The sequence below is a fragment of the Streptomyces sp. NPDC040622 genome (assembly GCF_055593965.1).
Genome location: NZ_JBVIXD010000002.1, coordinates 495,895 through 508,954, shown reverse-complemented (window position 1 = coordinate 508,954; position 13,060 = coordinate 495,895). Strand labels below are relative to the sequence as shown.

At 70.8% G+C, this 13,060-nt stretch carries 13 protein-coding genes; 6 read left to right on the top strand and 7 right to left on the bottom strand.

What is annotated here, in order from left to right; all coding sequences use genetic code 11:
• The first annotated feature begins 10 nt into the window (after positions 1 to 10).
• Entirely contained in the window at positions 11 to 1,063 is a 1,053-nt protein-coding gene (locus ACZ592_RS06735) for an NAD(P)-dependent alcohol dehydrogenase (protein WP_471580406.1), read from the top strand.
• Positions 1,064 to 1,351: 288 nt separating this feature from the next.
• Positions 1,352 to 1,750 (top strand): VOC family protein, encoded by a 399-nt coding sequence (locus ACZ592_RS06730; protein ID WP_471580405.1) that lies wholly within the window; start codon positions 1,352 to 1,354, stop codon positions 1,748 to 1,750.
• Here ACZ592_RS06730 and ACZ592_RS06725 read toward each other — a convergent pair.
• Both ACZ592_RS06725 and ACZ592_RS06720 read right to left on the bottom strand, forming a co-directional pair.
• Positions 1,732 to 2,244, bottom strand: a complete 513-nt coding sequence (locus ACZ592_RS06725) for an ASCH domain-containing protein (protein WP_471580404.1) — start codon at positions 2,242 to 2,244, stop codon at positions 1,732 to 1,734. The genes ACZ592_RS06730 and ACZ592_RS06725 overlap by 19 nt on opposite strands.
• A gap of 135 nt (positions 2,245 to 2,379) precedes the next feature.
• Positions 2,380 to 2,778, bottom strand: a complete 399-nt coding sequence (locus ACZ592_RS06720; protein WP_471580403.1) for a winged helix-turn-helix transcriptional regulator — start codon at positions 2,776 to 2,778, stop codon at positions 2,380 to 2,382.
• Between the two features lie 24 nt (positions 2,779 to 2,802).
• On the opposite strand from ACZ592_RS06720, the gene ACZ592_RS06715 reads away from it, so the two are divergent.
• On the top strand, positions 2,803 to 3,192 hold the full coding sequence (locus tag ACZ592_RS06715) for a YybH family protein (protein WP_471580402.1): 390 nt from the start codon (positions 2,803 to 2,805) through the stop codon (positions 3,190 to 3,192).
• A gap of 45 nt (positions 3,193 to 3,237) precedes the next feature.
• Here ACZ592_RS06715 and ACZ592_RS06710 read toward each other — a convergent pair whose 3' ends face one another.
• The 4 genes from ACZ592_RS06710 to ACZ592_RS06695 all read right to left on the bottom strand — a co-directional run bounded on the left by ACZ592_RS06710 (position 3,238) and on the right by ACZ592_RS06695 (position 9,404).
• Entirely contained in the window at positions 3,238 to 6,576 is a 3,339-nt protein-coding gene (locus tag ACZ592_RS06710) for a S8 family peptidase (protein WP_471580401.1), read from the bottom strand.
• Positions 6,577 to 6,779: 203 nt separating this feature from the next.
• Entirely contained in the window at positions 6,780 to 7,466 is a 687-nt protein-coding gene (locus tag ACZ592_RS06705) for an ABC transporter ATP-binding protein (RefSeq protein ID WP_471580400.1), read from the bottom strand.
• Between the two features lie 174 nt (positions 7,467 to 7,640).
• A complete protein-coding gene (locus ACZ592_RS06700) occupies positions 7,641 to 8,903 on the bottom strand; it encodes a L,D-transpeptidase (RefSeq protein ID WP_471580399.1) in 1,263 nt (420 codons plus the stop codon).
• A gap of 228 nt (positions 8,904 to 9,131) precedes the next feature.
• The gene (locus ACZ592_RS06695; protein ID WP_471580398.1) at positions 9,132 to 9,404 is read right to left on the bottom strand and encodes a hypothetical protein; all 273 of its coding nucleotides are present in this window, start codon (positions 9,402 to 9,404) and stop codon (positions 9,132 to 9,134) included.
• A gap of 167 nt (positions 9,405 to 9,571) precedes the next feature.
• Between ACZ592_RS06695 and ACZ592_RS06690 the strand changes: the two genes are divergently transcribed.
• On the top strand, positions 9,572 to 9,859 hold the full coding sequence (locus tag ACZ592_RS06690; protein ID WP_471580397.1) for an LPXTG cell wall anchor domain-containing protein: 288 nt from the start codon (positions 9,572 to 9,574) through the stop codon (positions 9,857 to 9,859).
• Positions 9,860 to 10,207: 348 nt separating this feature from the next.
• On the opposite strand, the gene ACZ592_RS06685 is transcribed toward ACZ592_RS06690, so the two are convergent.
• Positions 10,208 to 11,140 carry an SDR family NAD(P)-dependent oxidoreductase gene (locus ACZ592_RS06685; protein WP_471580396.1) on the bottom strand — a complete coding sequence of 311 codons (933 nt, stop codon included), beginning with the start codon at positions 11,138 to 11,140 and terminating at the stop codon, positions 10,208 to 10,210.
• 54 nt (positions 11,141 to 11,194) lie between these two features.
• Here ACZ592_RS06685 and ACZ592_RS06680 point away from each other — a divergent pair, with 54 nt between their 5' ends.
• Together ACZ592_RS06680 and ACZ592_RS06675 are read left to right on the top strand one after the other, a co-directional pair.
• Positions 11,195 to 12,094 carry a helix-turn-helix transcriptional regulator gene (locus tag ACZ592_RS06680; RefSeq protein ID WP_471580395.1) on the top strand — a complete coding sequence of 300 codons (900 nt, stop codon included), beginning with the start codon at positions 11,195 to 11,197 and terminating at the stop codon, positions 12,092 to 12,094.
• An 81-nt stretch (positions 12,095 to 12,175) separates the two neighbouring features.
• Positions 12,176 to 12,943 carry a PepSY domain-containing protein gene (locus ACZ592_RS06675; RefSeq protein WP_471580394.1) on the top strand — a complete coding sequence of 256 codons (768 nt, stop codon included), beginning with the start codon at positions 12,176 to 12,178 and terminating at the stop codon, positions 12,941 to 12,943.
• The last annotated feature ends 117 nt before the right edge of the window (positions 12,944 to 13,060 follow it).

Sequence of the window (13,060 nt, the reverse complement as noted above, 5' to 3'; positions counted from 1 at the left end):
GGTGGAGACCATGACTGAGCAGATCACCACCGTTTCCGCCTACGCCGCTCCCGCCCCCGAGGCGCCCCTGGAGCGGACCACCGTGCCGCGCCGCGCCGTCGGCGAATTCGACGTCCTGATCGACATCAAGTACGCGGGTATCTGCCACTCGGACATCCACCAGGCCCGGGACGGCTGGGGCGAGGGCATCTATCCGATGGTGCCCGGCCACGAGATAGCCGGCGTCGTCGCGGAGGTCGGCCCCGGTGTCACCAAGTTCACCGTGGGTGACCGCGTGGGCGTCGGCTGCATGGTCGACTCCTGCCGCGAGTGCGAGAACTGCAAGGCGGGCCTGGAGCAGTACTGCCTGAAGGGCAACATCCCGACGTACAACGGTCTCGGCAAGGACGGCGAGCCGACCTACGGCGGCTACTCCACGCACATCGTCGTGGACGAGGCGTACACCCTGGGCATCCCCGACGGGATCTCCCTGGACGTGGCCGCGCCGCTGCTGTGCGCCGGCATCACCACGTACTCCCCGCTCGCGCACTGGAACGCGGGCCCGGGCAAGAAGGTCGCCATCGTCGGTCTCGGCGGCCTCGGCCACATGGCCGTCAAGATCGCCCACGCCATGGGCGCCGAGGTGACCGTCCTCTCCCAGTCCCTGCGCAAGAAGGACGACGGCCTGAAGCTGGGCGCCGACCACTACTACGCGACCAGCGACGAGGCCACCTTCGAGGCGCTCGCCGGCAGCTTCGACCTGATCGTCTCGACGGTCTCGGCGCCGCTGCCCCTGGACAAGTACCTGGGCCTGCTGCGCGCGGACGGCGTCTTCGCGAACGTCGGCGCCCCCGAGGAGCCCGTCTCCCTCAACCTGTTCTCCGTGATCGCCGGCCGCAAGACCCTCGCGGGCTCGATGATCGGCGGCATCCAGGAGACCCAGGAGATGCTGGACTTCTGCGCGGAGCACGGGCTCGGCTCCGAGATCGAGCTGATCCGCGCCGACCAGATCAACGAGGCGTACGAGCGGGTCCTCGCCAGCGACGTGCGCTACCGCTTCGTGATCGACACGGCGACGATCTGATCCTGCGGACGCGCGGCGCACGCGTCGCGACCAACCACTGACGACGGCCGGCCGGGGCGACCCGGCCGGCCGTCGTCGTGTGTACGTGGCCGTGGCCGGAACCCGTCTGGGGCCGGGGTCCTAGTCCCCATGACGCACCGGACCGGGCCCGCCGACCGATGGGAGGGCGGGGCGCACCGGCCTACGGTGGACCGTGTCACCGCAGGACTACGGGGGTTCCGACAGACGGTGTTCCGACAGGCGGTGTTCCGGCAGACCGTGTTCCGACAGACCGGGAGGTCCCACACGATGTCCATCGAGCTGAACCACACCATCGTCGCCGCCGAGGACAAGAAGGCGTCCGCCCACTTCCTCGCGGACATCCTGGGCCTGGCGGTGGGTCCGCAGTACGGCCCCTTCTTCCCCGTGGAGATCCCCAACGGCGTGACCCTCGACTTCTACGACGGCGAGATCAGCGGCGACGGCGGCCCGATCGCGCCGCAGCACTACGCCTTCCTGGTCTCCGACGACGAGTTCGACGCGATCTTCGGGCGCATCAAGAGCCGCGGCCTGACCTACTGGGCCGACCCGCACCACCACCGCGTGAACGAGATCAACACGAACGACGGCGGCCGTGGCGTCTACTGGAACGACCCGAACGGCCACAACCTGGAGATCATCACCAAGCCCTACGGCAGCGGCGACTGAGCCTCGCGCGCGCCGGCATCGCGCAGGTCGGCCACCAGCCGGAAGCGCTCCAGGACGAGTTCGGTCGTGTCGTCGACGGTGAAGCCGGGGTCGCCGAGGGCCGCGCGCATCTCGGCGCCGTGCCAGTACTCCTCGTGCCCCGCCCGCCACCGCGCCACGCTCGTGTATCCCTCGCCCTCGTCCACGGCGTGGGCGAGGTCCACGTCGGCGAGCGGCACGACGCGTACCGCCGTCGTCTCGATGACGCCCACGGGCCGGTCGCCGGAGTCGACGACGACCGCGCGCTCCCCCACGACGGGCAGCGCCTCGCCCTCGTCCGCGTAGTCGGCGACGAGTCCCGTCGTCGAGGTCTTGGACCCGTCGAGGATGGCCGCCACGAGCCGGTCGCGCAGCGGTCCCGGGAAGGCGAACTCGGCCTTGGGCAGGGGCTGGGCCTCCCCGGGCGAGGGTTCGGTGCCGGGCAGGGGCTCGGGCTCGTCCGGGATGTTCGTCATGCGGGCACAGTAGCGAGGCGGAGCGCCGGGCGGCCTGCCCTTTTCGCCGACGAGGCACGGGGACGGAAACGGGCCGGCACGCGGGCGGCTGACGTGCCCCTGGCGTGTCCCTGGCGTGTCCCTGGCGTGTCCCGGTTAAGAGGCCGACGCTCCCCAGTCCCACATCGCCTGCAACACAGGCCCCAACTCGCGTCCGCGCGGTGTGAGTTCGTACGTCACCGTGGAGGGCCACCCGGGGGCCCTCGTGCGGTGGACGGCCTCCGCGGTGACGAGTTGCGCGAGGCGTTCCGTCAGCACCTTGTCGGACAACTGCGGCAGCGCGTCGGCCAGTTCGCCGTACGTGGGACGTTCGCGGCGGAGCAGTTCGCGGACGACGAGCGTCGTCCAGCGGCCGCGCAGGGCGGCGAGCGTGATCTCCACCGGGCACGCGGGGTCCGGGGCCGGGACCTCGGCGAGGGCGTCGTCGGGGAGTCCGGGACGTACGCAGCCCGCGCCGTTCGCGCCGCCCGTGCCGCTTACCGTTCGGTGAGTCACGAAGAGGCCTCCTACGGTGCGGCCATGACCACCACGACGATACCGGCCCTGCCCACCCGCCCCGAGGATGTCCCCGCCGCGTTCGCCGCGCGCTTCAACAGCGGTGATCCCGAGGCGGTGCGCGAGATCTACGAGGAGCGGGCCGCCTTCGTGCCCGAGTCGGGGGCCACCGTGCACGGCGCCGCGGACATCGCCGCCGCCAACGCGCCCTTCCTCGCCCTCGGCCTGCCGATCACCGTGCGGCTCCGGCACGCGCACGTCTCGGGGGACATCGCGCTGCTCGTCGTCGACTGGGAGATCGGCGGCGGCGAGGTCCGCTCCACGGCCACGGACGTGGCACGACGCGGCGCCGACGGGTACTGGCGATACGTGATCGACAGTCCCTTCGGCGCCGCGCCGCGCTCACCTCACTAGTCGCGCGTCAGGACGACGGGATCGCCCGCCGTCGTACGCGCCGGCTCACTTGCCGTAGTACGCGTTGTAGATCGACAGCGTCGACTTGTTGCCCTTCTTGTCCGCGATCTTGGCGTGGAACGAGATGCCGTTGTTCTTCGCCGGGTTCTTCACGGAGATCTTTCCGTTGGTGACCTTCGACTTCTCCCAGGTCTGGCCGTAGTCGTAGGAGACGTACACGGAAAGGGACTTGAGGTTGGCGCCGGCCGCCGAGCCGAGGACCGTGACCGGCACGGACTGCTTCTTGCCTGCCTCCGCCCTGCTGCTCAGGTCCACCTCGGGCGCGAACCGCACCGCGGAGACGGGCAGCCGGGCGTTGTCCGCCTTCTTGGAGCGGAAGGAGAAGCTCGCGTCGATGCGCGTGCTGGCCGCGCCCACCTTGACGGAGCGCTTGACGGACGTGGACAGCGTGTACGCCGCGTCGCCGGACGGCACCTTGAACGGCTTGGTGCCGGCCAGCGGGTCGTCGTTCTCGCCGACCTGCGTGCCGTTGCGGGTCAGCTTCGTCTTCACCGACGTGTACTGCGAGTATCCCGAGTGCGTCTTGCCGTCCGCGTAGAGCGGCAGGTAGCCCTCGATCTCGTTGCCGCGCCGGAAGACCCCGTAGTCGCCGCCGATGCGCGGGCCGAAGACGGCCGTGTTGAAGACCTTCTCGTAGGCCTGACCCGCCTTGAAGGTCTGCGGCGTGCCCAGCGAGTAGCTCGTCTCGACGCTCGGCCAGCCGCTCTCGTCCTCGGGACCGTTCTGCTCGAACTCCAGGCCCCACTTCACCTTGTCCGCGGTGGACACGTACACGGTGCGGGTCGCGGGCAGCTTGGTCGGGACGGAGACCGACCAGGTGCCACCGCCCACGGGCAGTTCGGGGGCGGCGCGCAGCGAGCCCTTCTTGCCGCTCGCCGCGGCGCCGAGGCCGGCCTTGACCATGGCCAGTTCGCTGGTCTTGTAGTGCTTGGTGTAGCCGGTGGCGAGCTGCTTCACGGTGCCGCCGGCGAGGGTGTTGTACTCGGTGTTGTCGCCCTTGGTCCAGACGGCCGCCCACTGCTGGGTGAGGTCGACGCCGGTCGGGGCGGGGCCGACGGCGGCGCTGCGGAAGTTCTTGAACTCGTCGAGCAGCCAGCCGTAGCCGATGCTGACGTCCGACGTGTCGACCGTGTAGTCGGGCGCGGCGAGCACGCCGGTCAGACCGGTCGTGGGCACGCTCACGTCGACCGGCTTGGCGCTCCGCGCGTCGACCGTCACCGTGGTGTCCTTGGTGACGTCGAGCTTCGGCTGGGCGAGCCAGTCGACGCCCTTGGAGAGGTCTTCCAGGTCGACCGCGATGTTCGAGTCGAGAACGTAACTGCCCTTGGGAACACGGACCTTGACGGTGCCCGACGGGTCGTAGGGCGTGAAGTCCTCGCCCAGGGCGGCGGCGCTGAGGCCCTGCAGCGAATCGCTGTAGTGCTTCGTCGGCTGTCCGTCACGTCCGATGTGCTTCAGCGTGACGTCGTACGACTCCACCTCGCGGTCGACCGCGGCCGCGGTGCGCACCGACTGGCCGCCGCCGTCCGCCACGACGTACGCGGAGTAGGCGCCGTCGGTGGTGCCGCCGAGCTTGGAGTCGGCGGTCAGGTCGACGGCGGCGGTGCCGCCCGCGGGGACGGTCACCTTCTTGGTGCCGAGGGTGAAGAACCCGGCGGGGGCGGGGCGGCCCTTGGGGTCGGTGGCGGTCACCGTGAGGTTCAGGGTGACGTCGTCCTTGCCGAGGTTCTTGTACGTGACCTTCTTGGTGACGGGCTTGTCGTCGGTGTGGGGCCACTGCTGCGTGCCGAAGCTCACCGACGCGGGGTCGGCGATGACGGTCTGCTTGATGGCCTGGTCGACGGCGATGCGGCCCGAGCCCTGCTGGAAGGGTGTGTACGCGCCAGGCTTGGTGGAGCCGGTCAGGGCGCCCTTGAGCTCGCTGTACTTCCAGTCGGGGTGCTGCTGCTTGAGGAGGGCGGCGGCGCCCGCGACGTGCGGGGTCGCCATCGACGTACCGGAGATCGTCAGATAGCCCTCGGGGTTCTGGCCGACCTCCTTCTCGATGACGGAGCCGGGCGCGGCGGCGGCCGTGATGTCCACGCCGGGCGCGGTCACGTCGGGCTTGATCGCCCCGTCGCCGACGCGGGGCCCCTGGCTGGAGAAGTCCGCGAGCTTGTCGTTGTCGTCGACGGCGCCGACGGTGAGGGCCGCGTCCGCGCTGCCCGGGGAACCGACGGAGCCGGGCGCCCCGTCGTTGCCCGCGGCGATGGCGAAGAGGATGCCCTTCTCCGCGGAGAGCTTGTCGACCTGTGCCTCCAGCGGGTCGACACCGGGGGTGTCGGGGCCGCCGAGGCTGAGGTTGACGACGTCGGCGCCCTCGGCCGCCGCCCAGTCCATGGCGGCGATGATGCCGGAGTCCTCGCCGTAGCCGTCGTCGCCCAGGACCTTGCCGTTGAGGAGCTTGGCGCCGGGCGCGACGCCCTTGAACTTCCCGCCGGACTTGGCACCCGTGCCGGCCGTGATGGACGCGACGTGCGTGCCGTGGCCGTAGCGGTCCTTGGCGTCGGCCGATGCCGTGAAGTTCTTCTCGGCGATCACCTGGTCCTTGAGGTCCGGGTGGGTGGCGTCGACGCCGGTGTCCAGGACCGCGATCTTGACGCCCTTGCCGTCGTACCCGGCCGCCCAGGCCTTGTCGGCGCCGATCTGCTTGACGCTCTTGTCGAGACTGGCCTTGCGGACGCCGTCGAACCAGACGTGGGCGATACCGGAGGCCGCCGTGCGGGCGCCCTCCTTGCCGCTGGTCAGGGCGGTCCACAGGGCGGACGCGTCCTGCTTCGGGGTGGTGATCGCGTCGGCGTTCAGCGCCTTCAGGCTGCGGCGGACCGTGGTGTCACCGGCGGCGCGGACCTCGGACTTGGCGGCGGCCGCGGCCCCCTTGTAGCCCACGATGACCTTGAGGCCGTTCTTCTGGGCCGCGCGGTTGCGCCTGGTGTTCAGCTCCGTGACGTCGAACAGCCGCTGGTCGACCCTGCCGTCGGCTATGAGGCGCCGGGCGTCGGCGGGTATCAGCAGCGTGTGCTTGCCGTTGCGCCGCACCTGGACCGGGATGTGCTCGCGCCCCTTGGCGCGGTCGAGCCCGATCACGCGGCCCTTGGCGTCCAGGACGGCACGGTCGCCGGTGATCAGGGTGACGTGGCTGTTGGCCTCGCCCTTGCTCAGCGCGCCCTGTTCCCCCGCCGTCTGCTTCGCGGGTGCGGGCTCCGCGGCCGCCGGGCTGGTCATGCCCGCCGCGAGGGCCACGGCGACCGCCGCGGCGATGCCGGCCCCGCTCGCTCTCTTCACTTGTCTGTGCAAGTCTCCCCCTGGAGGTTAAGGGGCTCACGCCCCTGGACCTCGAAGTATGCCGAGAGGCGAACACCTGCTCAATAGTGGGACAGAAGTGCCGAGTTGATGCCGGCGCGATTTCATGACGCCTTAACAGCGGTGGTGACCGGATCCGGCCAATCGCCCTTCCTCCGGCACTCCGGCGCTCCATCCCTCCAGCACTACGTGAGTCCGGAATTCTCCGTGACGGTAATACGGCCGTCCCGGACCGTGGCGAGCCGAGGGGCGCCGCGCGCGACGGCACCGTCGTCCGTGGCGAGCACCAGGGTCAGGCCGTGGTCCTTCCAGAGCCCGTCGAGCAGCTCCATGATCTCGTCGCACCCGGACGCGTCCAGATCCGCGGTGGGCTCGTCGGCGAGCAGCACCTTGGGCCGCTTCACCAGGGCGCGGGCGATGGCGACGCGCTGCCGCTGGCCGCCGGTGAGCTGGGCGGGCAGCTGTCCGCGCCGTTCCACGACGCCCACCGAGTCCAGTACCTCGGCGGCGCGTTCGCGGCGGGCGCCGGGGCCGAGCCCCAGCGGGACGAGCGCCGTCTCGACGTTCTCCTGGGCGCTCAGCGCGGGGACGAGGTTGCCGGAGCGGAAGAGGAAACCGATCGACTCGGCGCGTACCAGGGCGCGCCGCGCCTCGGGCAGCGCGGCCAGATCCGTGCCGTCGAGCTCGACGCTGCCGGACGTGGGGCGCTCCAGGCCGCCGAGCAGCTGCAGCAGCGTGGACCTGCCGCCGTCGGCAGGGCCCCGCACGACGAGCCGCTCACCGTCCCCGATGACCAGGTCGACCCCGGCGAGCACGTCGACCGCCTCCTCGCCCCGGCGGTACTGCTTCGTGACACCTCTGAGCCGGTACATACGCGAGAAGCTAGGGGTACGCCGTGATGATCGAGTTAGGCGGCGGTAAGAGGAGCATGAAAAGCCCGCGCCCCTCAGGGGACGCGGGCTTTCTTCCGTACGAGCGGATCAGACTTCCGTACGAGCGGTTTCCGTACGAGTGGCTTCTGTACGAGCGGCTTCCGTACGAGTGGATCAGGCGGCGGAGCCGGCCTTCCACTGCGCCCAGTCCATGTTCCAGCCGTTGAGGCCGTTGTCCGGGGCGACGACCTTGTCACCGGTGTTGCGGACGTCGACGACGTCACCGGTGATGGAGTTCTCGTAGAACCAGGAACCCGGCGTGCTCTTGTCGCCCGCGCCCTTGGCGTCCTGGAGACCGATGCAGCCGTGGCTGGTGTTGGCGCCGCCGAAGATCGAGGGCGAACCCCAGTAGTTGCCGTGGATGAAGGTGCCGGAGTTCGACAGGCGCATGGCGTGCGGCACGTCCTTGATGTCGTACTCGCCCTTGCCGTCGCCGTCCTTGAAGCCGACGGTCGCGCCGTCCATCCGGGTCTCCTTGAACTTCTCGGAGATCACCATCTTGCCGTTGTACGTCTTGTTCTCGGGCGAGCCCGCGGAGATCGGAATGGTCTTCACGACCTTGCCGTCCCGCATGACCTTCATCTGCTTGGTCTTCGCGTCGACGACGGAGACCTGGTTGCGCCCGATCTTGAACTGCACGGTCTTCTGCTGGACGCCGTACACACCGTCGGCGCCCTCGACGCCGTCGAGGTTCAGCTTCAGCGTGACCGTGGAGTTGCCCTTCCAGTAGTCCTCGGGCCGGAAGTCCAGGCGGTTGTTGCCGAACCAGTGGCCGACGATCTCCTGGCCGCCGGTGGAGGAGACCTTCACCGCGTCCTGGACGTCCTTCTTGTTGGTGATCGCCTTGTCGAAGGTGATCGACACGGGCATGCCGACACCGACCGTGGAGCCGTCCTCGGGCGTGAAGTTCCCGATGAAGCTGTTGGCCTTCGACACGGTCGTGAACGTCGAGTTCTCGTGCGCCTTGCGGCCCTCGGAGTCCTTGGCGGTCGCCGAGATCTTGTACTTCGTGGCGCGCTCGAGCTGGCCGCTGGGCTTCCAGCTCTTCTGGTCCGCGGATATCTTCCCGGCGACGGCGGTGCCGGCGTCGGTCGTCATCTTCACGTCCGTGAGCGAGCCCTTGCTGACCGTGACCGCGGCGGCGCTGTTGATGCTTGCGTTGTCGGAGCCGTTCTTCGGCGCGATCTTGATCTGTGCGGCGGACGTCTTCTTGGCCGCCGCCTCGTCGACCTGGTTCTGCGACTCCTTGCCGCCGGATGCCTTGTCGCCGTCGTCGCTGCTGCACGCCGAGAGCACGAGCACGCCGCCCACGAGGGCGGACACGGCCGTGAGGCCCTTGCGCCCACGCCCGAGCCTGCGGCGCCTACTGTCCGTCATCACACGTATCTCCATAGTTGCCGAATCCCCAGAGCATCCCCGAGAGTCCCCGTAGTCCCGCATAACGTCCTGCCCGGTTCGTCCCGTTCCACAACCGCGAAGAGTGTGGGGAACACCACGTCCGCGGTGCTGGAATTGTCTCCCGTCGACCACCGTGCCGTCAGAGACGACAGAACCCCGGGCGACGGTTGCTGCCCGGGGTTCCCGATTCCGGATTCTTCAATCCGGCTACAGCTCGTCGTCCTCGCCATCATCCTCGTCCGGCTCCCAGTCCGGCGAATCGGGGTCGTAGTCGACCGTCTCACTGCTCCACGACGCCTGCGCCAGCTCCGTCCCCGGCACCTGGCTGACCAGGTCGAAGGGGTCCACGAGGTAGGCGATGGCCTCGGCGACGTCCTCCTGGACGGCGGCTTCGGCGTGCACGCGCTCCTCGGCGGGCATCTGCTCGTCCTCGCCGATGCGGCTGAGCGCCGCGCCGGTCAGTTTCTCGGCGTCAGCCACCTCGACGACCATTTCAACCCGCAGGCGTACAAACCGTGATGTCTCGTCTCCAGTCATACGACGGAGCGTACGGCCCCCGCCCCTCGCGACTTTCCCGCGACCCGCACCTTTCATTAGCATCGCCCCACACGGCCAATTCGCCAGCGCCACAAGGGGGATCCGATTCCGTGTCCGCACGCCGATCATTGCTGACCACCGCCGCCGCAGGAGCTCTTCTCGGCGCCCTGTGCTTCGTCCCCTCCGCGAACGCGACCTCCCCCGCGTCGCACGACACCCCCCGGGACGACCGGGCCACCGCCTCGGACGCGCCCCACCACGTGACCACCGCCTCCGCCGAGCGCCTCGCGGAGACGGGCGGCTTCGACACGACTCCGTACGTGATCGGCGGGACGGCCTTCCTCGGCCTCGGCGCGGGCTTCGTGGTCATCTCCGTACGCAGGGAACGCACCGCCTGACGTCCGCGGGCCGCCCGGAACGTCCCTGTGCTCCCCCGGTCCGATCCGCTTCCCCGGTCCGATCCGCTTCCCCGGTCCGATCCGCTTCCCCGGTCCGTTTTCGCATGCGGGCCCACGGACGGGTCCCGGCCCCCTAGCCTGGAGTCGGGCCGTACGACCTCGGCCGCGGCCGCCGCCCGATCCGGGTGGCGACGGCTGCCGGGCGCCCTTCCGGAGGGGATGCGGGAGGTCTCCTCCACCGGAGGGCGGAGCTGGAGCCGCGTTGTCGGCGATGCGGCTCCAGCGTCCCTCGCCGCCCGGCCGGCCCCCAGGGCGGCATCCCCTCAGCGCGCCGGCATCCCCTCGGCCTCAGGCCAGCATCCCGCCGTCCACCCTCAGCACCGTGCCGGTGACGTAGGACGCGCGGTCGCTCAGCAGCCACGCGGCGGCCTGGGCGATCTCCTCCGGATCGGCGGCGCGGCCCAGCGGGGTGCGGGCGTTGAGGTGGTCGATGGTGCCGGGGGACTTCTCGTCCCACTCCAGCAGCATCTCGGTGAGCGTGGTGCCGGGCGCTACGGCGTTGACGCGGATGCCCTCGGGGCCGTACGTGGCGGCGGCCGACGCCGTGAGGCTGTTCAGCGCCGCCTTCGTCGCTCCGTACGCGGGCAGTTGGGGGTTGGCCATCAGGCTGCCGACGCTGGAGGTGTTGACGACGGCGCCGCGCCCCGAGGTGGCGCGGATGGCGGCGATCTCGGCGGTCATGGCCAGCCAGGGCCCCTTGAGGTTGACCGCGCTGACCTGGTCGAAGTCCGCCTCCGACAGCGCGTCGAGGGGGCCGGGCGGCTGGCCCGTGGCGCCGTTGTTGAAGGCCGCGTCGAGCCGGCCGTACAGCTCCACGGCCCGGTCGACGGCGGCGCGGACGCTCGCCGGGTCGGCCAGGTCGCACACCACGTGGTCCGCGGTCCCGCCGGCCGCCCTGATCTCCTCGACGACCGCCTTCAGCTGCGCCTCGGTGCGGGCCGCGAGGACGACCCGAGCGCCCTCCCCGGCGAACAGCCGCGCCGCCGCGGCCCCGATGCCGCGACCGGCCCCGGTGACGAAGGCGACCTTGCCGGCGAGCAGGCCCGTGGCCGAGGCGGACGTGCCCGGTGCGCCGCTCGTACTGCTCGTACTGCTCGTACTGCTCGCGTCGCTCATGCCGCTCGTGCTGCTCGTGCCGTTCGTGCTGTTCGTGCTGCTCGTGCCGTTCATGCTGTTCGTGCTGTTCATGACGACGAGCCTGCGCCCGGCCGCCCCGCTCATCCAGGCACCGGCAGTACCTGGCTGGGCGGCCCGGCGGCCGCGCACACTGGGGAGGTGGATCGACCTGTGCGACAAGAGCGGCCTGTACGGCAAGAGCGGCGCGTACGACAAGAGCTCGGCGCCTTCCTGCGCAGCAGGCGCGAACGGATCACCCCGGCCGACGTGGGGCTGCCCGCCGGGGCGCGCCGTCGCACGCCCGGACTGCGCCGCGAGGAGGTGGCGCAGCTGGCGTACGTCTCGGCGGAGTACTACACGAGGCTGGAACAGGCCCGCGCCACGCACCCCTCGCGCGAGGTGCTGTCCCAACTGGCCCGGGCGCTGCGCCTGTCCGACGCCGAGCGCGACCACCTCCACCACCTCGCGGGCACCCCGCCGGGCCCGCCGCCCGGCCCCTCGCGGGAGGTCCGGCAGAGCATCGTCGACCTGCTGCGACGGCTGCCGGAGGCCGCGGCGATCGTCCTGTCGGCGACGTACGAGGTCATCGCGTGGAACGACCTGGCCGCCGCCCTGATGGAGGACTTCTCCGCGCTGTCGCGCCGGGACCGCAACCTCGTGCGGCGCGCCTTCCTCGGCCCGCACCCGGAAGGCCGGCGCCTGTACGGCATCCTGGACGCGGACGAGTTCGCCAGAACGTCGGCCCTGCACCTGCGCGCCGCCGCGGCACGCTACCCCGGCGACCCGGAGGTGACCGCGCTGATCGAGGAACTGCTCACCGGCAGCGAGGAGTTCGCCCGGCTCTGGGCCGCCCACGACGTGACGGCCCGCGCCACCCTGTGCAAGACGTTCGAGCACCCCGTGGTCGGCCCCATCACCGTCAGCTGCGACGTCCTGGACATCGCCGACCGCGACCAGCACGTCGCCATCTACACCGCCGCCCCCGGCTCGCCGTCGGAGGAGGCCCTGCGCCTCCTGTCGGTCCTCGGCACGCAGCGCATGGACCTGGCCACCCCTTAGGGCCTGTCCCCGGCCAGTCGATCGGGTGACCCTGGCCGTTGCGCAACATGGCAGGCGGGGCCGACGGCTAGGCATGCGGTCATGAGATTCGAGCACCAAAACCAGACGTCAGGAACCCCGCGCGCCCGCCGCCTCCGCCTGATCGGCACCGCGTGTGCCCTGGTGGCGTCGGCGGCGCTGCTGGCCGGCTGCGGGGACGACGGCGACACGTCGTCCGCCACGGCATCGGAGGCGGCGAAGTCCGTTCCGAAGGAGGCCACGCCGTCGAACAGCCCCTCCGGCACCGCGTCCCTGACCCGGGACCAGACGGAGCGCAAGGAACTGCTCGCCGACACCAAGGTCACCTACGACAAGGCCGCCGCCACGGCGGTCGACAAGGTCCCGGACAGCAAGCTGACCGACCTGGAGCTGAAGGGCCGGGACGACGACAACGACGATGACGATGACGATGACGACGCGAGCGGGAGCCCCAGCCCGAGCGGCAGCGCGGGCGCCGAGGGGCCGCAGTGGGTCGCCGAGGTCGCGGAGAAGGACGGCACCGCCCACACCGTCCGCGTCGACGCGGTCTCGGGGAAGGTGATCAGCTCCGCCCCGGACCGCGACCAGGACGCCGACGACAAGCGCGAGACGGCCGACTGGCTCTCCCGCGCCAAGCAGACGCCGGAGCAGGCGGCCAAGGTGGCCACCGACAAGAAGAAGGGCACGGTCACCGCCGTCAGCCTGGACGACACCGACAGCGGCGACCTCGTCTGGTCGGTCGACGTCGTCACCGACGACTGGAACAAGACCGACTTCGACGTCGACGCGGTCAAGGGCACGATCACCCGGGAGCACGTCGACCGCGACTGACCGGGGCACGGCGACACCGGGACACGGAGAAGGGGTGGGGGGGGGGGGGGGGGGGGGGGGGGGGGGGGGGGGGGGGGACCCCCCCAAAAAGAAGGAAAAAAAGGAAGAGGGAAGGAA